At 57.7% G+C, this 22430-nt stretch carries 11 protein-coding genes; 10 read left to right on the top strand and 1 reads right to left on the bottom strand.

All coding sequences use genetic code 11. From position 1 onward, the window contains the following. The first annotated feature begins 133 nt into the window (after positions 1–133). The 5 genes from ACYG9Y_RS13345 (at position 134) to ACYG9Y_RS13325 (ending at position 10148) form a co-directional block, all read left to right on the top strand. On the top strand, positions 134–3319 hold the full coding sequence (locus ACYG9Y_RS13345; RefSeq protein WP_023739433.1) for an SNF2-related protein: 3186 nt from the start codon (positions 134–136) through the stop codon (positions 3317–3319). Continuing rightward, positions 3316–7344, top strand: coding sequence for an Eco57I restriction-modification methylase domain-containing protein (locus tag ACYG9Y_RS13340; protein WP_023739432.1), 4029 nt, complete (start codon positions 3316–3318; stop codon positions 7342–7344). The genes ACYG9Y_RS13345 and ACYG9Y_RS13340 overlap by 4 nt, the downstream gene beginning before the upstream one ends. 37 nt (positions 7345–7381) lie before the next feature. Beyond that, positions 7382–7648, top strand: a complete 267-nt coding sequence (locus tag ACYG9Y_RS13335) for a hypothetical protein (protein ID WP_156929820.1) — start codon at positions 7382–7384, stop codon at positions 7646–7648. Positions 7649–7684: 36 nt separating this feature from the next. Next, entirely contained in the window at positions 7685–9271 is a 1587-nt protein-coding gene (locus ACYG9Y_RS13330; protein ID WP_023739430.1) for an OLD family protein, read from the top strand. Between the two features lie 253 nt (positions 9272–9524). Continuing rightward, positions 9525–10148: a hypothetical protein gene (locus tag ACYG9Y_RS13325; RefSeq protein ID WP_023739429.1), complete on the top strand. Its 624-nt coding sequence runs from the start codon at positions 9525–9527 to the stop codon at positions 10146–10148. A 21-nt stretch (positions 10149–10169) separates the two neighbouring features. Here the strand turns inward: ACYG9Y_RS13325 and ACYG9Y_RS13320 are convergent, their stop codons facing one another. After that, the gene (locus tag ACYG9Y_RS13320; RefSeq protein WP_023739428.1) at positions 10170–10481 is read right to left on the bottom strand and encodes a hypothetical protein; all 312 of its coding nucleotides are present in this window, start codon (positions 10479–10481) and stop codon (positions 10170–10172) included. Between the two features lie 437 nt (positions 10482–10918). Between ACYG9Y_RS13320 and ACYG9Y_RS13315 the strand changes: the two genes are divergently transcribed. From ACYG9Y_RS13315 to ACYG9Y_RS13295, 5 genes are all read left to right on the top strand, one after another. Further along, positions 10919–12391 carry a hypothetical protein gene (locus ACYG9Y_RS13315; protein ID WP_460223130.1) on the top strand — a complete coding sequence of 491 codons (1473 nt, stop codon included), beginning with the start codon at positions 10919–10921 and terminating at the stop codon, positions 12389–12391. A gap of 10 nt (positions 12392–12401) precedes the next feature. After that, positions 12402–12707, top strand: coding sequence for a hypothetical protein (locus ACYG9Y_RS13310; RefSeq protein WP_023739426.1), 306 nt, complete (start codon positions 12402–12404; stop codon positions 12705–12707). Between the two features lie 87 nt (positions 12708–12794). After that, positions 12795–16427: an ATP-dependent DNA helicase gene (locus tag ACYG9Y_RS13305; protein WP_023739425.1), complete on the top strand. Its 3633-nt coding sequence runs from the start codon at positions 12795–12797 to the stop codon at positions 16425–16427. A 39-nt stretch (positions 16428–16466) separates the two neighbouring features. Continuing rightward, the gene (locus tag ACYG9Y_RS13300; RefSeq protein WP_023739424.1) at positions 16467–21206 is read left to right on the top strand and encodes a DEAD/DEAH box helicase family protein; all 4740 of its coding nucleotides are present in this window, start codon (positions 16467–16469) and stop codon (positions 21204–21206) included. A 314-nt stretch (positions 21207–21520) separates the two neighbouring features. Further along, positions 21521–22378: a PD-(D/E)XK nuclease domain-containing protein gene (locus ACYG9Y_RS13295; protein WP_460223129.1), complete on the top strand. Its 858-nt coding sequence runs from the start codon at positions 21521–21523 to the stop codon at positions 22376–22378. Positions 22379–22430 lie beyond the last annotated feature (52 nt).

The raw sequence follows: 22430 nt of genomic DNA, 5'->3' as shown, positions 1-22430 counted from the left end.
AGGCCTTCAGCGCAATTGGGGCTTCCAGCAGGGAGGGCGCGGTGTTAGTCGATAGTCACCATAGGGGGCGAACTTGGCGAAGCACCAGTCCGGCATCAAGGATAACAGATCACGAGGACCGGCATCCGAGTTCTTGACCGATATCGTGACGACAAGCAGCAGACTGAGTATTGTCTCTGCTTACTTCACGAGCGCGACGTTTTGGCGGCTGAGCGCGACGCTTAAGCCAATTCATTCGATGCGCTTCCTGTTCGGCGAACCGCGCTTTCTTTCAAGTATCGAATCCGAATCACTAAGTCCGCCAGCTTTCGCGCTTGCTGAAGACAGCTTGGTGTTGACGGAGCAGTTGCGCCAGCGAGCCGTCGCTAGCAACTGCGCCGATTGGATCCGTTCAAAAGTCGACGTTCGTTCGGTTCGGCGCGCCGGGTTGCTCCATGGAAAACTGATCCATGTACATGATGGCGCGCGAGAGCACGCTATGGTCGGCAGTTCAAATTTTACGCTCAAAGGCCTTGGGCTTATCGAGCGGCCAAACATCGAGCTCAATCTCGTGGTGGACGGAGACCGCGATCGCAAGGATCTGCTGGCCTGGTTTGATGAAATTTGGACCGACGATGCCCTTACCGTCGACGTGAAGGACGAGGTCCTTCGACGCCTAGAGCAGATGTATCGGCATAATAGTCCCGAATTCATCTACCATAAGACTCTGTTCCACCTGTTCGAGGAGTTTCTGGATGATCAGGCGATCGAGGAAGAACGCCTTGGTTCCATTGCATTTTCCGATACGGCGATCTGGCAGATGCTTTACCAGTTTCAGCGGGACGGCGTGCGCGCCGTTCTGGGCAAGCTGGATCGTCACGGCGGATGCATTCTGGCAGATTCCGTAGGCCTTGGAAAAACGCTCACCGCCCTAGCTGTGATCAAGTATCACGAATCGCGCAATCAGCGCGTTCTGGTCCTATGTCCTAAGAAATTGCGCGAGAACTGGACCGAATACCTTGCGGGTAACAACTCCGACCTGAACCCGCTAAGAGACGATAAGTTCAACTACACGGTCCTTTCGCACACCGATCTGACGCGCGAGCGGGGGCATGTCGGCAACATTGATCTTTCGCGCATCAATTGGGCAGCCTACGACCTGGTTGTTATCGACGAATCGCATGCCTTCAGGAACGCGGCGGGTGGCCGCTATCAACACCTGATCGATGAAGTGATCCGCTCGGGCGTGCCCACGCGCGTGCTGATGTTGTCTGCTACTCCGGTCAACAACGATCTCACAGATCTGAAGGCGCAGCTCGATCTAATCGCAAAGGGCAAGTCCGACGCCTTCCTCGCATTGGGAGCCCCGAACCTGTCCGCGCTAATCGGAGATGCGCGTCGCCGCTTCGCCGATTGGACCAAGTCCGGGGGGCGTGATGCCGCCAGCTTGATGGCAAAGCTTCCGCCTGCGCTGACCAGTCTACTCGACGGGGTGTCCATCGCGCGGTCGCGCAGGCATATCGAGCGGCATTACGCCGATACGCTGGAAGAAATCGGCCGCTTTCCCGTTCGGCTGCCCCCGCTCTCGCGGTTCCCCGGCGTGGATCTCAGCGGGTTCTTTCCGAGCTTCGACGATATCGACCGTGAGATCGGACAACTGAATCTCGCGCTCTACAACCCATTCGAGTTCGTGATGCCACAGCATCGACAACGCTACAATGAACGCGACCGCCGAACCGCCGGTTTTGACCAGGCGAACCGAGAGAAATACCTCATTGCCATGATGAAGGTTGGCTTTCTGAAGCGCCTGGAAAGTTCCGTCAGTTCCTTCGGCAGCACCATGGAGCGCATCGTGGCGCGCATCGACCGGCGGCTGGCGGAAATCGACGCGTTTCGTCATTTAAGACCGGCCGTTTCGGTGGAAGAGACCGAATTCGACGATGAGATCGAAGGCGATGAGGACCTCGCGTCCGCCTTCGAAGTCGGCGGGCGACTAAAGTACGATCTGCGTCATATCGAAACCGATGTGTGGGAAGCTGCCCTACGCCAAGATCGCGAACGTGTCGCGCGGCTTGCCGCGGCAGCCGCTCAAGTCGTTCCGGAACGCGACGCGAAGCTGGCGATGCTTAGGGAGCTTGTCGAGAAGAAAGCGACCGACCCGACGATGAACCGCGACGGATCGCGCAACCGCAAGATCATTCTGTTCACGGCCTTCGCCGACACCGCCCGCTATCTCTATGGCGAGTTGGAGCCGATTGCCCGCTCCCATGGCGTTCAAACCGGGCTCGTCACGGGCAGCGGATGCAAGGCGACGATCGGCAAGGCGCGCTTTCAGGACGTATTGGCGAACTTCGCGCCGCGCTCGAAGAAGCGCGCTGCAATGCGCGCAATGCCGGAAGGCGAGATCGATCTGCTGATCGCCACGGATTGCATTTCCGAAGGACAGAACCTCCAGGATGCCGACATGCTGGTCAATGTCGACATCCACTGGAACCCGGTGCGCCTGATTCAGCGCTTCGGGCGCATCGATCGCATAGGCTCGCAGACTGATACCATTCAGATGGTGAATTTCTGGCCGACAGAAGATCTCAATCGATATTTGAACCTCAAGGACAGGGTCGAGGCGAGAATGGCTCTCGTCGACCTGTCGGCGACCGGAGAGGACAATTTGCTGGCCGAAGCGCGGGAAGCGGCGGCCGGCGAACTCCATTGGCGCGACGAACAGCTACGGCGCCTCCAGACGGAAGTCTTCGATCTAGAGGAAGCTGGCGAGGGTGTCAGCCTCGCCGAGTTCACGCTCGATGAATTCCGCGCCGATCTGCTGGCCTACGCGCGAAAGAACGCTGAAGAACTGCGCGACGCGCCTTTGGGCTTGCATGCGCTCACCCCGGTCAAGGTGGAAGGCGGTCATTTCGAACCGGGCGTCATTTTCTGCCTCAGGCGAAAGGGCGAGGCCGGCGAAGTGAAGGTCAATCCTCTCGATCCATTCTATCTCGTCTATATCCGCGACGATGGCGGCATCCGCCACGGCTTTACGCAGCCAAAGTCGATCCTGACCGCACTGGCTGCGCTCTGTTCCGGTCGCTCGGAACCGTTCGAGGCGCTTTGCAACACGTTCGATGATGAGACCGAACAAGGCGCGAAGCTGGAGCGCTATGATACGCTCTCGGCCCGCGCGGTCGCCGACATTGGGCGCGTTTATGCGGCCAAAGCGGCGGCGGGCTTGGCGATGGGGCGCGGCGGAAAGCTCGACGACGCCGGCGCCCAGCCACGTAGCGTGTCCGAGTACGAGCTGATTACGTGGCTGATCGTCCGGCCGGGAGACGGAAGCGCAGCATGAACCATCCCACGGAACGTCTCGTCGAGGTCCGCTCGGCGGTCGAGCGGCTTGCGAAAGGAAACCTGCGCGAAGCCGGCAAGGCACTTCTCAGCGCACTCGGCTATTCCAGCCCCAAGACGCTGGAGACCGCAGGCGATCCAGGCTCATTGCTTGACGCGCTGGGAATCGAACGCGCGAAATTCGAGACGATTGAGCGCTGGCGCTCTCTCGACCTGGTGTTTCAGCTAACAGGCGACGAACTGCCGTCGTTATCGCGCGGCAGCGATCCCCAAACGGATAAGACCTACCAGCAACGACAGATTGATAGTTTCGTTTTCCTGGCACTGGACCTTGATGATCAGGCTTGGGGCCGAAGAGACCTTGTCGGCATCACCCGCGAGCTCAATAGAGGCTTCGCCATGCCCGCGATTGTGCTGTTCCGTCAAGGAGGAACCGCCACGCTAGCTGTGATAGATCGCCGTCCAAACAAGCGCGATTCAAATCGCGATGTCGTCGGCGGGAGGATCAGCCTGGTTAAGGACATTGACCTCCACAAGCCACACCGCGCCCACATACAGATCCTTGCCGACCTCACTCTCTCAAGCCTGCGTCCTTCGCCGGTCGATTTCAGGTCGCTCTACGATTCCTGGTTGAAGGTGCTATCGGCGTCCGAACTCAACAAGCGTTTCTATCGCGATCTCGCTGACTGGTTCGCCTGGGCCAGCACGCCTGGCGTCGTTCAATTTCCGCCCGGTCAGGGAAACGAGGCAGGCGACCGAGAAACCGGAATAATCCGTCTGCTGACCCGGCTAATGTTCGTCTGGTTCATCAAGCAGAAGGGTCTCGTCCGCGAAGAGTTTTTCGATGGAACTGAGCTACGTTCACTCTTAAAGGAAAGCCCTTCGGATGTGCGCGACGGTCATTCCTACTACACGTCCGTTCTGCAGAACTTGTTTTTCGCCTGTCTGAACACCGAGCAGGACGAGCGTGACTGGTTGCCACGCGACGCTGCCGGTAAGACCGACGCCTATCTCGTTCACAACAAGTACCGCAACAAGGCAGCCTTCGCGGACCCCGATTCAGCGAAGCTGATGTTCGGCGAGGTGCCCTTTCTCAATGGCGGGTTGTTCGACTGCCTCGATGTCGAGATCGATGCCGACGATCCACGCGCGGGCCGTGCGCGACGTGAAGGCTCGCGTGGGCTCGTCCTGCGTGTCGACGGCTTCTCCGAGGAGCCCGAGCGTCAGCCGCGTCTGCCGAACGCGCTTTTCTTCGGCGGCCAGGAGGATGCTGATCTCAGAAAGTTCTACAACAAACAGGCAAGACGCGACGTCAAGGGGCTGATCGATCTCTTCGACGACTACAAATTCACGGTCGAGGAGAACACGCCACTCGAGGAGGAAGCAGCTCTCGATCCTGAGTTGCTTGGCAAGGTGTTTGAGAACCTGCTTGCCTCGTACAATGAAGACACGCAGACGTCGGCGCGTAACAAATCGGGCAGCTTCTATACGCCGCGCGAGGTTGTCGACTTCATGGTCGACGAAGCGCTAATCGTCTACCTCGCACCCGTTCTCCCTGAGCGCGAAGCCGGCATCAGACCACGTGCTCCCGGCTTCGATCTCGGACCAGCGGTAGGAGAATTGGCGCTGGTCTCGACGACTGCCTCAGAGAAGCGAAATTCCAACGATCGAGAAGCCCGCCTACGAAAGCTCTTGAGCTATGCGGAACAACCCGAGATCGGTGACTTCTCCGAGAGCGAGACGAATGAACTGATCCTCGCCATTGAGCGCTGCCGCGCCATAGATCCTGCTGTTGGCTCCGGCGCTTTCCCGCTTGGGCTATTGCAGAAGCTCGTTCACGTGTTGAGCAGACTGGATCCGGAGGGGTCGCGCTGGAAGGCGGCCAATCGGAGATCCTTGGAGGATATGCTGGCGGCAGCCGAGAGATCGAAAGATCTGACAACGAGGCCAAGGGACGTCGCGAATGCCAAGGCGCGGCTGGCTGAATTTGATGCTACCTGGCCGAGCGGCCACCATGCCGACTATGCTCGGAAGCTCTATCTGATCGAGGGCTGTCTGCATGGCGTGGATATCCAGCCGATCGCCGTGCAGATCGCCAAGCTGCGCTGCTTCATTGCTCTCGCGGTCGAGCAGAAAGTCGAGAACGGCTCCAGGAATCGTGGCGTCACCCCGCTGCCTAACCTGGAAATGAAATTCGTCGCTGCAAATACGCTACGGCCGCTGCATTCAAACCAGCTGCAGCTCCGCGACGTCCGTCTGAAAGAAATTGAAGCGCAACGGCGTGAGGCAAACGCAAGCCTGTTCTCCGCCCACAACCGGCGCGCCAAGAAAGACGCGCAGAAGCGAATAAAGGAGTTGCGGGAGCGCCAGCGCGAGATCCTGATGGAGGGCGGAGGGTTTCCGGCAGAGGATGCCCGAGCCGTTGTGGCCTGGGATCCATTCGACGCCAACGCCGCCGCCGCCTTCTTCGATGCGGAATGGATGTTCGGCTTCAACGATGGCACTGAAGGCTGTTTCGACATCGTTTTCGCCAACCCACCCTATGTGCGTCAGGAGAAGATCGAGAGCTTCCGAATAGAAGGCGAGAGCGCCAACCTCAAGTCAAGGCTTAAAGCCGACTACGACACATTCACCGGCACTGCGGATATCTACATCTATTTTTACGAGCGCGCGGTGCGCATGCTGAAGCCGGGCGGCGCGATGGCTTTCATCACATCTAACAAATGGTATCGAGCCGGCTATGGTGCGAAGCTGCGCAAATGGATTTCGGAGGAGACTCGGCTCCTCTCCGTCATTGATTTCGGTGATGCGGAGGTTTTCGAGGCGATCGCTTATCCAACCATCGTCGTTGCGAAGCGGCGCAAAGTGCGCCAGACACCAGCTTCGTCCGAGACTTTCCGGGCGCTAAACTGGTCGCCGGGCGATGCTCCTGAGGGGTTTCCCGATCGCTTCGTCAAGGACGCCTTCTCCATGCCGCAGGCGTCGCTGCTATCGAGCGGCTGGCAGTTCGAGCGGCAGGACAAGCGCGAACTCTTGGCTCGTCTCCGTTCTGCAGGGACACCTCTTGGCGAATGGTGCGGCGGGCGGTTTTACCGTGGCATCCTGACTGGCCTGAACGAAGCCTTTGTCATTGATGGCGCCAAGCGCGCCGAACTGATCGCCGCGGATCCGAATAGTGCTGACATCATCAAGCCGTTTCTGCGCGGTCGCGATGTAAAGCGATGGCAGGTCGAGCCAGCCGACAAGTGGCTGATTTTTATCCCATGGCATTTCCCACTGCAAGACGATCCAACAATCCAAGGTCCCTCGGCGAAGGCGGAAGCTGAATTTCGTAGCAGATTTCCGGCAATTTACGCACACCTCCTGTCATTCAAACCACAATTGTCAGCGCGCAATGTAGCGGAAACAGGCGTCCGTTATGAGTGGTACGCGCTTCAAAGGTGGGCAGCCAACTATTGGCGTGAATTTAGCCAACCCAAGATAGTGTATCCCGATATCTATGAGCATCAAAGTTTTGCCTTTGACGCAGATGGCCGGTTCGCCGGCAACACTTGCTACTTCATTCCGACCTCCAAACGCTGGCTTACCGGAATCCTGAACAGCTTGGCCGTCGAGTGGTTCTACCGCCAGACATCTAGCGCCATTCGCGGCGGCTATCTACGCGCCTTTTCTGAAGTGATGCAGCACGTGCCAATCCCCGCCCCTGCACCCAAACAAGAGGCGCTGATCACCGTCGTGGTCGACGCCATCCTCGCCGGCGCCAAACCTCGCGCGCGTTTCGAATCCCTCATCAACGCTTTCGTCTACGAACTCTTCTTGCCAGAAGAGTTTTCCGTACGAAAGATTTCGGCCTTCGGCGCGGCTCAGCATGCCGGCCTTCCCGCGCTCATAGGTCTGAGCGGCGATGCGCTCGCGCGCGAGGCTGAAGCGTGGAGCCCCGCGCTGACCGTTACCGCCCATCCGCTCTATGCGACTCTGTTCGAATTGCAGTCGATAGGGGCGGTGCGCATCATCGAGGGCAGGTAGTCAAGTTACCCCACATCAAACTGTAAGGATATTTTATTTGCCACCTACGTTTGTACCAACTGGCCTTCATGCAACGGTCGCGCGCGGCGCGAACAAAGGCGAATTGCTGTTCCCGCACTGCCACGACGACGGAAATTACGTGGTCAGTCCAGATAAGTTCGAAAAGAATTATGTCCGCATCGCCAACTTGGCCGACCTCCCGGCCTGGATCGCCAAGGGCTACCGATTGCGCATGTCCAATCCGGCGGCCGGAATCAACGCACCAAGCCTGGTCATGCCGGCCTCCGTAAGGGGATGGCGATAGCTGGAAATTGAATGTCGGTGACACGTTGGGGGGACGATGCCAAACGGAGCCATAAGCCAGGCTAATAGCGGATTTGAGAGTGCGCGTTTATCGCTGCTCAAGTTGATCTTTGACAGGGCTAGGCGGTCCCCACGGATAAAGAAAATCGAGATCTCGGATTTTCGAGCCTTTCCCGCCGTCTGTCCTGGTATCTTTGGCCTTGGCGACGACGGCTGCAATCTGCTGGTGTTCGGCGAGAACGGGTCGGGCAAGTCTTCCATCTATCGTGCCCTTCGTGGGCTGTTCTCTGTAGATCCGCCGGACATAGTAAAGCTTCACAACGTTTTCACCGATCCGGCAGCTCCCAGTGTACGGGTGACTTTAACCGACGGAAGCGTTTTAAACTGGACCGCTGCGGGTCATCCATCGGCGCAAGTACGAGACATAGCTCGCCGCTCTGCCTTCCTTACCCATAATCGTCTGCGCGAAATGAACTATAACGAGAAGGGTCCTGACACGCCGCCCAATCTGTTCAAACTCGCCACCACGCATCTGCTGGCTGATTTTGAAGCCACAATTCAAGGTGGGTCTAAACGCAGTATTGCTGAGCTTTGGCGAGAGCTTCAAACTGCATTTGAAGCTCGAGTGATTGTCAGAGGCGGTCCGCGTCGGCCGCAACATTACATCCGAAACGTGGAAGGGGCTTGCGACCGTTTCAACGAAGGCATGCGCCAAGCGCTGGACGCTTTGGAGGCTCAGGTGAAGCCGCTGCTGAGTAGGCTATTGAGCGTACTCGCGGCGGATGACCTCCACCTCGTTGGACTGAATTTTGCGCCTGTCCGTTATCAGGAAGAAACCAAGCAGGAGCCGAGGGCGCTTGAGAATCAGGTGTTGACGCCAATCGTACGCTTCCGCACTTTTCGACCGACGGCGCCCCAAAGCTTTCTCAATGAAGCCCGTCAATCTGCGCTTGCCATGGCAATTTATCTGGCGTCCAGGCTCGCATGTGTTCCGCCAGGCAAGGATCGTCTGAAATTGCTGGTGCTGGACGATTTGTTGATCAGCCTCGATGCGTCCCATCGCCGACCGGTTCTCGAGGCCATCACGTCTTTGTTCAACGATTGGCAGATCATCCTGCTGACGCATGATCGCTACTGGTTTCAGTTGGCGCGGGAACAGCTTTCCGTCGAGCGCTGGAAGGCGGTCGAGATCTACGATCGCGTTGACGGCGATGGACTGCTGGTCCCCTTTGTCCGACCCATCGCGAATGATTTGGCCGAAGCCACCTTACGCCAGGCCGAAAATTTCATCGACGAGAACCATCCCGCCGCCGCGTGCAACTATGCGAGGTCGGCGTGCGAATTGGTCCTTAAGCGCTACTGTATAGAGCACCGGATCAAGTTCCCGTACGTGGATGAAGACCAGCAGAGACCCAATCTCCATAAGATGCTGGAGGTTGCAATGAACCAATCTCAGTCCGATCCTACACTGTTCAAGGCGCTGAAGGGTTTAAAACCCCACAAGCGGTTTGTGCTAAATCCCTACTCTCATGACGTTGCCATTCCTGTTCCGACGGCCGATGTGAAGGCCGCGATCGCGGCTGTGCGAGAAGTTGCGAAGGCATGCGGGAGACAATATCCCTAGTAATCACTTCCACAGCCAGGATTTTTCTATGGTCACCATTGAATGCCAAGGGTTGTAGGCTCATCTTGGCCAAATCATAGGGGGAGCACATGGCGTCGCGACTCACTGCTTTGCCGCTGACTAATGGCGAGTCGTTTTTGCTGGAAACTGAGCATGAGGGCCGCGCCTACGTCGTTCTTTTCGATGGCGGCCAGAGCAAGACACATGGCCGCATAACGAACTTTACCGCGCCCTGCGCAGCAGCTGTCCTGCCGTGGGAAAGCTTATCGACGTCGCCGTCTGCAGCCATAGCGACATCGACCACGCCGGCGGATTTCCGACATTCGTCGAGACTTGGGTTTCCGAAGGCAACGAGATCGGTGAGTTCTGGCTGCCGGCGCTCTGGTCGCCGGCGCTGCCTGATGTTCTTATAAATCCAGATCGGCTGGTCGGACGGCTTCGCGATGGGGCGACGCAGGCTGCAAAGGAGCTTCTGATAGTTAAATCATCGCCAGCGGCAGACATCCGTTCTTTTGTGCTTAGCGGCGAACGGGATTTGCAGTTAGTCGAGCAATCTCTTCGGAAGGCCGGTCGTAGCCGATTACAAGAGCGGCGGGACAGCCTTTTGAAAGCGGATATTGCTCAAGGTTCTGGCGACCTTTCGCGTGAGGCAGCGACGGCCCTTTCGCTTGGCCTTACCCTTCAAGGGATGCAGAGTGTCAGGGCAAGTCTTGAGGAGAGCGATTTCGTTTCCATTCCTCTGAGCGCACGAACCATTTCGGGTGGCAATCTAGATCATTGGCTATTTTCCGACGGCGCCGAGCATCAACTTATGGAGCAATTCCAGATAGCCAACACATTTTTGGCAAGCGTGGTAAAGACCGCTGAAACAATTTAGGCGATTGCGACCGTTGCTGTTTCACAAGAGATTCCGGTCCGTTGGATCGATTCTATGCCGTTCGAGAACGATCAGGCAGTGCCAAGCGGCGGTGTCCCAGGCCTGTTGGAGCCGCTGAACACGGTCGAACAAAAGCAAGTGCAGCGCGAGGAGGACAATCTTGCGCTGTTCTATGCCCTCAAGCTGACCGAACAAAACGTATCGTCTCTTGTCTTCCAGCGTGTCGAAACTGAGGCCGAGCCGAGTGTGATATTTGTCGCCGATTTCACGCCACGCTTCTGTATCGACAAGCCGGTTGCAGATTTTCCCAATCATCTCAAACCTGTCGGCCATGCATCTTTACTGCGGCCCACCACGGCTCACGCAACAACGATCGCGCCTACAAGGTGCTCGAGGACTGGCTCGGAGCCGACCTCTATAAAGCGCTCCTATGCCGTGAGAACCGGCGGCATGTCGAAACAGACGCTCGAAGGATACCTCGACGTGACGAACCGGCGTTGCGCGCAATGTTACCAATGTCACGGCGGAAACTGGTCACAGCTTGTGGCAGTCGCGACCGCAGGCAGCGATTGGTCGATTGGTCGTGGCCCCCAAGATCACGGGGGTGTCTGCGGGACCATCAAGCAAAATAGAAGTAACGCCAAGTTTTGTGGGGGCAATTCTTCCTTCCCATTGACTCGTGGATGCGTTCCGTGTCACACGGAAGCTGCTCTCCGAAAAGGGAGCTGAAAGATGAACCTGAGAACGGTTCTGGTTTGTGGTGTCGCCGGATGGCGACGATACTCGAAGAAGAAAGTCCCGAATTGGGATCTTCTCGCGTGCCGTCACTCGACGTGATCCTGCACCTGGAATTGGTCTCTCCAACACGTGGAGATACCGAAATGAACCCCGATAAGATCATTCTGAAATTCGAAGACGTTGCGGAACAGGTCCATGGGCCGGTTAGGCGGCTGGTAGGCTTCGTGCGCGCTAAAAACATGCTCGGCCTATTCGATGCCGCCGACCTCGACGCCAATCCGCGTTCCGCAAAAGCCGGAGCCATCACGCAGGCAATCATCCAAAGTATCGAGGATGACCCAGATATCTTTCCCTTCAAAACGAAAGGTATCCTAATAGGATCGGCGGAATACGAGCCGCTGCAGCGCAACCGGTATCAGCTACTGTTCAACTCTACTGCGATTGAAGGCATCCTCGATGGCGGCCACAACATGTTGGCGATTGGTACGTACATTTTGTCGCGCGTTCTGGATGACGAGAAAGCATTGAGGAAGATCAAGCTCTGGGACGATTTCAAGATCGCATGGACAGCAAACCGCGCGGCGATCGGCGACATTCGTGAGGAGTTGGACTTCCTGGTCCCGGTCGAGATTCTGGTGCCAGCAGCAATCGACGACGAAGGTGTGATTGCCGAATTCACCTCGTCGTTGCTTGAAATCTGTGCGGCGCGAAACAACAACGCAGAGCTTACGCTCGAAACGAAGGCTAATCAGAAGGGTTTCTACGAGGAGATCAAAAAATCGTTGCCGGCGTCGGTGGCAGGTCGCATCGAGTGGAAGAAGAATATGGCCGGCGGGGATGTGAAAGTGCGCGATATCATTGCGCTCGCTTGGATACCGCTCTCAATGGTCGAATTACCTGCCAAGGTCAAAGCGCCGCTGCCTCAGAACATCTATCGCAACAAGGGCGAGTGCGCGAAATTGTTCGATGACCTGATGGACGACGACAGTGTGTCAAGACCACAGGGCGGCCCCATTCACGAACTTCATAACACCGCTGTTGGGAGTGCCATTACGATCCTCGGCGACCTGCCAGTACTCTATGATAAGATCTACGCGGAGTTCCCAAAGGCCTACAACCGTTGGGGTGATTTTGGACGAATGAAGATCGTCCGCATTTTCGATCTGGCCAAGAAAGCCGACAAAAGCGGCAAATACATGCGAAGCCAGCCGGAAACGCATTTCACCGAACAGCCGGTCAAGTATCGCTACCCCGACGGGATGATTATGCCGCTAGTGTATGGCCTTAAGGCACTCTTGCGATCCAAGGACGGAAAGGTCGAGTGGGCGACAGACCCGACAAAATTCATCGACCGCCATCTGGACGAGATCGCCGGGGCCTACAAGCTCGTTCTTGAAATGTCCGGCTATGATCCGCAAAAAGTCGGCAAGAACGAGACCTCCTACAAGATTGCCTTCAGTGAGTTCGAGAAGGCATTTCTCCGCGAGCAGGCACAGGCGGCGTGAGGAGGGTGCGATGGGTCAACGTGCGCAACCAAGTGGCATCTCCCTCACCGACGACGATGTCGCCATTGTGAAAGGAATGATCGCCCGAGGCGACCGCCAGCATGACATAGCCGCCTGGTTTGGCGTCAATGGTGGGAGGATCGGCGAAGTAGCATCCGGACGAACGTTTCCGCATGTCGAACCGGCGCCCACCCAGCTCCTTCCACCACAAGGACCCTATCTGTCGGGCAGGCAAACCGCCGTTCTGATCGCCGCGCTTACGAAGGCGAGAAACGCGTTGGATGGGGCCGAGGCGTTCATCCGAGCGTCAATGTGACACGAGACGGCGGCGCCAGTGTGAAAGCGGCGCCGCTCGCCTCGGGAGGTCGGCCAAAATCTGGCTGAAAGCAAATAGGGGGAAGCAGTGCCAATACATGTAACCGCCAGGCTCGCTTGGCACAATGACGGCTGGAACGGCACGATTTGCAAGGAGCCGGAGCTCAACACCTATTGCGTCGGATGCAAATCCTTTCCCGGCGACGTAATCGCCCGTGAGCGCCTCCTCGAAATAGAGCAACTGCATAAGGGCGAACAAGCGAATACCATCGAAGGCTACGTTCCCCCGTGCTGCTATAGCTACAACGCGTTTGGACTAGGGGAGGCCCCCGCAGCTTCCAATCCGCCTGACTTTTTCTTCGGCGGGGCGGAACGCCGGGAATGGACGCTATCGCCAGCAACGGTGAGCATATGGCCATACGAGGCAATGTATAGCGACGAGGTCAGGGCATCCGGGTTCCTCGACAATGACAAGCGCCGCGAACTGACTCTGAAGTTTCTGAAGCCGATTGCGGAAGATTGCGGAAGCAATCTCATCTTCTACTACGCAAATTACTCCAATCCCCTTTCCGAAGATGAAGCGCCTCGCTACGTCCTGATCGGCGTTTCCCGCATCCGCAAGGTCGGCGAGGAGCTGATCTACACCAACGTCAAGCCGGAGACCGCGACGAAGTACGCCGGAGGAATGGTATGGGCTCGTGATGTCACGTCCGCATATCCGGAGGAAGGTGTCCGGCTTCCCTACCATAGATATCTCAACGATCTCGAGCTTCTGGCCGAAATCGCGGTCTTTCCCGAGAATCCGTTCATCTGCAAATACGGATCCAAGCACGTATCTGATGATGAAGCGATTGGTTTGCTCGAGCAATTCCTGGCCAAGGTGCGCTTCCTGAAGCAACTCGGCGACAACAGCGAGGACTGGAGCGTCCGCGAAAACTGGCTGCTGAAGGCCATTGCGGAGCTTTGGACGCATCGCGGTCTGTATCCTGGGCTGCTGAGGGCGTTGGAGGCCGCGGGCGCCGGGGCTCTCATCGATGGAGTGAAGGCTCTCTGCACCCGAGACGGGCACGACATCGCTCATGCTGCGGCGTTTGAAACCATCGAAACGGGTCACGGGACCAGCCTGGTTGCTCTTCTGGACGAGACTGAGCGGAGACGTATTTCTCGCAACTGGAAGTTACTTCCCGACGGGGCGCGCAAACTCCTTCGTGACGTGCTTCCGCGCTTCGACCTTACTGCGGCAAACATGAAATCCATCTGTTCCGACGACCGCTCAGCGGCTGGCCTGCCGGTCTCAGCCGATGAGATTGTCGCCAATCCCTATCTGCTGTCGGAGATGTATTGCGATGCAAGTGATGGCAGCGGCATCGCCTGGAGTGTAATCGACCGGGGCGTTTTGCCTTCCCCCGAGGTGGGCGGCCAGCCGCTAGCCGGAATGGATTTCAACGACGAACGCCGGTTTCGTGCGCTTTGCGTGGAGCATCTGCGGTCGGAACCAAAACACACGTTCCGTTTCGCTAAAGATCTCATAATCGAGATCGCCCAGCGCATGGGGCGCCTTCCGGGGTGGAAGCAAGCCCAATTTAGTGAACGATACTTTGAAGTCGATGCGGAGTTCCTATCCGGCGCCTTGACGCTCGACACCATCGAACGGGCTCAGGCAGTCTATCTGAAGTCTGTCCACGAGGACGAACGTCGCGTCGCTACTACTCTCGGTGACTTGGCATCCCGACCTCACATCGATTTGCGTCGTCCGGTCACGGAAGCCGATTGGTTGGCGTGGGTTCGCAAGGATGAAACGATTCTCGCGACGAAGGGGGGCCAGGATTATCGGAATGCTGTGAGCGAGCAGGCGGAACTTTGCCAACGCCTCTTTCGCTGTCCGCTCGCAGTCGTCACCGGCCCCGCAGGCACGGGAAAGACAACGGTGATAGAAGCGCTTGCCCGAGCCGTAAGGCGCTCGGAAGGCGAAGGCGCAAATATACTCGTACTGGCGCCTACTGGTAAAGCGGCGGATAGGGCAAGGGAGGTTTTCGAGAAAGCGTCCCTGAGCGGCGTAAACACGGTGACAGTGCATTCATTTCTAGCCTCTAATGGTTGGCTAAACGATAACCTTACGTTCAAACGCAGTGGTGGAAAGCGCGCTTCTGTCGGAACTCTCATCCTCGACGAGGCCTCGATGCTCGATCTGGAGCTTGCCGCGGCTCTATTCCGAGCGGTTGACTGGCAACAGGTCCGCCGCTTGATTCTCGTCGGTGACGCAGGACAACTTCCACCCATCGGCCGCGGCAGGATTTTCGCGGATGTGATCCAGTGGCTGGCTTCGCACTATCCGGATAATCTCGGGCGGCTGAAGCGCAATCTGCGTCAGCTTCTGAACAAGGTCGAGGGAAAAGGAAGCGCAATCATCGCGCTGTCGGAGCTTTTTGTCGTCGACGACGAGGACAAGGCCGATGGCCGCGCGGATTTGCCGACGCGACCAGACCAGGAGGTGCTGATCGAGAAGATACACGCTGGCGGCGCGGTCGATCGCGATCTGGACGTCATCTTTTGGGATGATCCAATAAAGCTTGCCTCGACTTTGATCGATGCGGTTGAAGCGAAGATGAGTGGTGCAGCTGGCTCGAATGGGCGGTTGCCCTACCAGATCTGGCGGGAAGCGCTCGAGGGCGATCCGACCGCTTACCAGATTCTCACGCCGCACCGTGGCGAGATGCACGGTGTCGAGGCGCTGAACGAAGCGTGCCAGAAGCGGATTGCCGACGCCGTGATCGCCAAGATCGGCGCGATCGACGGTATCACGATGTTCGATAAGGTCATCCAGTTTCGTAACCGACCAAAGTCCAATCCGATCTGGGCCTATGATTCCGCCAAGCGCGAAAACGTCAAAGTCGAAGTCTTCAACGGCGAGATCGGTGTTGTTCGCGCGTTTGGCTTCGACAACAAAATCTGGAACACGCTCAAGTCCGGTTTCGGACCCAGGCTAAAGCGCTTTGCCGTGCAGTTCACGCGAAAGCCTGGAATTACCGTCGGTTACGGGAAAGACGTGCCACATGGCGGCAAATACAAGCGCAGCGAGAGCGTGGAGGAAAACCTGGAACTGGCCTACGCTGTGTCGATTCACAAAGCACAGGGAAGCGAGTTCGCACACACTTTCGTCATCATACCCTCCAGCGGAAAACGCCCGGTGTCAGCAGAATTGGTCTACACGGCTCTGACACGCGCCAGCCGCCATTGCACCCTGTTGATCGAGCGTGACGTCAACAGCCTGCTGGATGCGCGGCGTCGGGAAAACGCTCAAACCCCGCAGATTAACTCCTCCCTCTTTACGCCGCATGTAGTGAAGACCGCGCTCATTGATCGACGCGGGTGGTACGAGGCCGGTAAGATCCATGAGGCCTTGAGCGGCGACATGCTTCGCTCGAAATCCGAGGTAATCATCGCGAACCTACTGAATGAGCGGAAGATTCCCTCCCGGTACGAACAACCACTTTTTGCTGGTGACGGGACGGTCAGGCTTCCCGATTTTACTGTCACTTGGCGCGGACAAACGTTTTTCTGGGAGCACCTGGGTCGCCTGGACCTCTCCGACTATGCCGAAGAATGGAAACGTAAGAGCGCTTGGTACGAACGATGGTTTCCCGGCCAGCTTCTTACCACCGAGGAAGGCCCACACCTTAGCAAGGAGGCTGCTGGAGTCATCGCTAAATTTACTGCGTAGTCGGCATTCCGAGTGACGGTCGGTCGGCAAGGGGGACAAATGAACGCTTTGAGTACAACGGTTTCAACGGCGGGGAGCGGGGAACCGTTTCGTTCGCTGGCGAAGTTTGTTACCGATGAGTGTGAGGCTCGGCTGCGCGCTTACTCGGCTCAGCCCAGAGACGCTGTCGAACACTATGAGACCGAAAATGACGTATTATCTGGCGGCTACGCTTACCGCCAATTGTTCGAGCTCGTCCAGAACGCCGCTGACGCGATTTTGGAAGGCGGCGAAGGCGCCGGTCGCATTCATGTCGAGGTCAGGCCCAATGCGCTTGTCGCCGCCAACACGGGCGCGCCTCTGGACCGGGACGGAATTGTCGCTCTACTCAACGCCCGGAGCTCGTCGAAACGCGGCGGGCAAATCGGTCGCTTCGGCATCGGCTTCAAATCACTTCTGAAGCTCGGCGGTCGCGTCGATCTTGTCAGCCGGTCGATCGGCCTGCGCTTCGACCCAGAGGCGTGCCGCGCCCGCATCAGAAGTCATCTTGGCCTTGATCCTAAGGCTCGCGCCCCAGGCATGAGGCTTGCAGAGGTAATCGAAGAGCCGAATCCAAAAGGTCTTGAGTGGGCGACAACAGTCGTATCGGCCGCGATCTCAGAAGCCGCGACATTCCATCGGCTGGCGGAGGAATTCGTGAAATTCCCGTCCGAGTTCGTGCTGTTTCTCCCGGCGAACATTCGTCTTACACTTGATGTCGAAGGGGGCGCCACGCGCGAAATAACCCGAACCGTCGATGGCGAGAACGTGGTCGTAACCGATGGCAGCAGCGAGGCCCACTGGAAGTTGTTCGAAACTACCGCCGCGATCAGCGATCCAGAAGCCCGCGAGGACGCCACCCACATCCAAGCGCGCGACGAGGTGCCTTTGGCGTGGGCGGTTCCACTTTCACCGATTCCGCGAGCAGGACGGTTCTGGGCGTTCTTTCCCACCGAAACGGCCACGCTGACTTCAGGAATTTTGAATGCGCCCTGGAAGCTGAACAGCGATCGCACCAATCTGGTTCGCGGTGAGTGGAACACAATGCTCATGGCCGAAGCCGCTCGGTTGATCGCCGACAGCATGCCGGCGCTTTCGACGGCCGATGATCCCGGTGCGCCCGTAAGCGCGTTGCCGCGCAAGCTTGACCGCCAGGACGAAATAGCGGCCTCTCTGGTCAATGCGCTGTGGCGATTGGTGGTCGACAGAGACATCATCCCGGATGCGAACGGTCGACTGCGAAGCGCCAGAGACTTGCAACGCCATCCATTCGATGACGGGAAAGCGCTCGCAGCATGGACTGAACTGGCTGATCAGGACGCGCGCGGCCTGTTCGTCCATCAAAGCTGCCAAGCAAACAGCCACCGGGCTTCGTTGCTCAATACGTTTGCAGCCGAAGTCGCGAAAAAGGCGACAGGCGGATTGAACCCGCTCGCCGCGGCCTCGAAGCAGAAATGGCTCGAAGCCCTCGCATCCGCTGACGTGGAGCGCGGCCGTCGCTTGCTCTCTTTCGTCGGCGATCTAGTCGCCAGGCTGCCCCTCCACTCGTATGAAATTAGGTCTGCTGCCATCATTCCCGCGACTGGTGGCCGTCTAGTTGCAGCCAATAAAGCAATCATCTGCCCCGCAGACAGCGCGCCCGCAGGCTATCAGAATGTCTTGCCGGAACTTCTACAATACAAAGACGTCCGGACGGTCCTGACGTCTGTCTTCGAAATTCTGGAGATGAAAGAGGACTCTTGGGAAAGGTTGCTAGGGGCTTCACTGTCTGCGGCCGACTGCGACAGCGGCTGGGCGAATTTCTGGTCCAATGTCGCTCGCGCGCCGGAGCGACACTGTCGTGCATTTTTCGACGAAAGGTCGGCTACGGAGTTCTTCTTCCGCAACTACGGGGGCGGCTGGTCTAAGCGCGATGACTTGATCGCTTTGCAACCGGCGAATGCGCATGGCCTCGATCCGCATTTGTTGCTGGATCTGGATTTTCATGGAGGGCACAGAACGCATTTGCCAGAAGGCTGGTTGGACATTTTCCCGCCATCCTCAGCAGACGAATTGGGTGAACCCGGAGGACTTAACTGGCCACATCTTGAACCTTACCTCGACCTCGTCGAAAACGTAGGTTGGAGGAAGATGCCAAGTGGGCCTCAGCGGGCGAAGCTCGGCATCCTTGAACGAAACCGTATTGCCATGCCGGTCGGTTGGCGCCTCCTTCCATCGCTGCCGCCATTATTGGCCGCAAAGCAAACTCTTGATCTGATCGGAAGCATCTCTGCACACAAGGAGCCGTATGAACCTCTCGTTTACGGGCACCTGACGCGCGACAAGTACGACAGGTTTACCGCCCCGCACCCCGCGCTTTTCCTGTTGAACCGATATGGCCGCGTCACTTTGGAGGACTACGTTCTTCCGCTTAAGTCGATAGACAAAGACCTGGCGATAGTCCTTGCCGATGCTGGGTTTCCCGAATTTTCCGCTGTCGTCGATTTCCGAGAAATGATGGCGGTGCCGACCGATCTCGCGTCCTCTATTAAGTGGGATACCGGCATATTGTCCGAGCCCGAAAGGCTTGAGTTGTGGCGGCGCGTTTCCAAGCGATTGGTAAGCGCTTTGACGGGCTTCGACAGATTTCTCTCCGTATGGGAAATGGCCGCGAAAGACGGCTTTGTGCCCGACCGAGTTCCCACCGCAGCTGGCCCGCGCGCGCTCGCCGATACATTCGTCACAGACGACCCTACTCACATCCGAACCGAAGAAGACGGCAGAGTCGTTCTTCTGTCGTCAAAGGCGACGGCACTTTGGACCAAGGCTGGCGCGGCGATGCTCAAAGACAGCGTCGCCGTGACCTTCTCGGAGCAAGAGGGTGTCCCAATCCCGATACTCGATATGTTCCCGGAATTGCAAACTGCTATCCTCGGGAAATCCAGGCTTGGCGGCGTTTATGCTGTGTGGGTTAAGAGTTTGATGGAGATCGCCGCGCATCGCAAGGTCGAGTCTATTGTGGCCCGCGATGCCTCTGGCTTGATCCTCATCGATCGCAATCGCTTTACAGACCTTGGCTGGCAGGAACGTTTCGACGCGATTCTGCGCCTGCTCCAAGGCGCGGAACTGATTGAAGGTGACGCCGAAAGACTCTTGGCCTTGCTGGTGGACAGACGGACGACGGCGGCGCGCAGGCGCGTCCGAGGCGCCGCTACCGTCCCTGAACGACTGCTCGAGGCCGTCGGCAATTCCGCTCTGGCCCTTCGGTCGATCCTGCCGAACGCCGCGCTCCAGGCCGTGGGGGGGCTCAAGCTGACCCCTATTCAACTCGCCGATCTGGCTTTAGCGGTCCACGGTCCGACAATCCTTTCACGCCTGCAGGAAGTTCTTACTGCAGAAGGGCTCAACCCACCGCCCCGTTGGGGTGGCGAACCTGCCCGCCTGTTTGTGATCGAGACCGGCTTCCCAGCAGAGTTCGCGGCTAGCAACAGAGGCAAGCGCGACGCTGAATTAACCGTGAGCGGGCCGCTGGAACTGCCTCTACTCCACGACTTCCAAGATGAGATCCTGGAGGGCGTGCGTACGCTTTTTAATTCGAGCAAGGGCCGTCGCCGGGCTGTGATCAGCCTTCCCACCGGCGGTGGCAAAACGCGTGTCGCCGCCGAGGCAATCGTCCGGCTAATTCTGAATAGCGACGGCCGTCGCACGGCATTGTGGATCGCTCAGACCGACGAACTGTGTGAACAGGCAGTGCAATGCTTTCGCCAGCTTTGGGTGAACGTTGGCACGCGCGGCGAGGATCTCCGCATTGTCCGTCTCTGGGGAGGACAGACGAATCCGTCGCCTCCGGAAGCCGATGAGGCGGTGGTGGTCATCGCGAGCATTCAAACGCTGAACGCTCGATTTGATTTTTCCGGACTGGACTGGCTGGCCGAACCGGGCGTGGTGGTGATCGACGAATGTCATCATGCGATTGCTCCCAGCTACAGCAAGCTCCTTCGATGGCTAGACGTTCAAACCGGCGGCGAGATCGCCCGAACTACGGAACCGCCGGTTATCGGCCTCAGCGCCACGCCGTGGCGGGGCCATGATGACGACGAGTCGGCCAGGCTCGCGGCGCGCTTCGACCAGCGCTGGTTTCCGCGAGAACAGGCAACGCTCTACGGCAAACTCCGCGAGCGTGGAGTGCTCGCCAAACTAAGATATGCTCCGATCGACTATGGAAAGCCGATCCCGCTTTCTGAAACCGACGTCCGCCACTTCGAGCAGTATGGCGAATTGCCGGAAGATTTGATCAAGCGGATCGGCATCGACCCGGAGCGGAATCAGCTCATCATCGACGCGGTTTTGAAGAATCCGGCCAAATCGATCTTGCTTTTCGCGAACTCGGTGGCGCACGCGCAATACATTGCCGCACGCCTCCATCTCGCCGGTTGCCCAGCCGCTGCGGTCAGCGGCGAAACAGACCGCCTCGCGCGGCAGCACTTTGTCCGGCGGTTTCGTTCCGAAGAGTTGCGCGTAATGTGCAACCACAGTGTGCTCACGACGGGTTTTGACGCTCCGAAGGCCGACATGATTCTGATCTCGCGCCCCGTGTTCAGCCCGGTGAGATACATGCAAATGGTGGGGCGTGGGTTGAGGGGACCAGCTAACGGCGGGACTGAAGCCTGCGAAATCGTGACGGTCCAAGACAACATATTAAGTTATCAAGATCGGCTGGCCTACCACTACTGTCGGCGTTTCTTTGACTCAACACATGGGGGAGAAGAATCTGGCTTGTAAGCGCGGTACTTCGGGGGGACATGAAGATGGTTTGGCAACCGACACCCTGAAGAGGGCAATCCTTCCGTCGGTCAGGACTGAGGAGTCTCTCAGTGTAAAGCCCAGTTTTCACACTAAGGAGGTCTAGAAACAGCACACTAGGAGCTCATCCGAGACGTGAAAAAGTCTCTCTGGAACGCCTCGGCTGTGCTACTTGGCCACGCATGCTAGCGTATACGTCGCGCCAATGTTCCCTATCCTTGGACCAGATTTGTCGCTGCAGCGGAGAACGCGCCGCGACGTTGTGCAACTTCGATCCCGGATCGGCTTTTTCCATGGAAACCAAACTGCCGCTCGTCATGAAGGCCCTCGCTGCCGCTCAATCCCGGCTTCAGGAATGTCGTTTGCAGATCAATGCGTACGCGGAGGCGGACGAGTACCTCCAGGACTATCAGCGTGATCAATACCTTGAGGACGCATCCGAGATATTGAAGGCAAACACAATCCGCGCGCGTGCTGCTATCAGAATCGTGTTTGAATTGCTAGACCTGGATGAATTGCTGAAGGCGCTCGAAGCGGAATTCGAAGCCGTCGCTGACAGGCTCGGGCAGGTCAGCTATTATGACGAATACTTAGGTCCTTACAACGAGGTCGTGGATCTGCTCAGTTCTCGCCTCGACTTGGTTGTTCCGCTGGTTGAAACTCCTTCGGAGGTACGAGAGCAGCGGCGCGTCCTGGTAAGGATGCTACGACAATTACCGCACTTCATCGAAGGGACCGGCAACCATCCTAAACGGGAGAAGGATGTTCAGGATCATCTGCTGCCGATTCTCCGTCTGGCCTTTCCCGATGTAGTTCGCGAAGCCCCAGTCCCTAGGCAGACGAAAATCTATTTTCCTGACTTTGGGATTGACTCGGTTGGCACCGCAATCGAGATCAAGTTCGTTGACGACAAGGCGAAGGCGGCATTGTCAGTTGGCGGTCTCTACGAGGACATGAAGGGCTATGCGAACAGCGGCTATTCGTTTTTCGTCGGCCTGATCTACATGACCGGAAACTATCTGACGCAGGACCAAGTGGAGGCCGAGCTCACTAATGTCGACACGCCGAAAAATTGGAAGGTATACCTAGTGGTCGGAGCCGGCGGGCGGGTTCCGAAGACGAAGAAGCTTTCAAAGGGCGCCACAAACTAGGGCGAGATACCGGCCGTTCAGTGGATATTTCCAGTTTTACACTGAGGGGGTT

This window comes from Mesorhizobium sp. W050 (assembly GCF_054719535.1).
The sequence above is the reverse complement of the archived record's forward strand: the minus strand, read 5'-3'. Positions and strand labels throughout refer to the sequence as shown.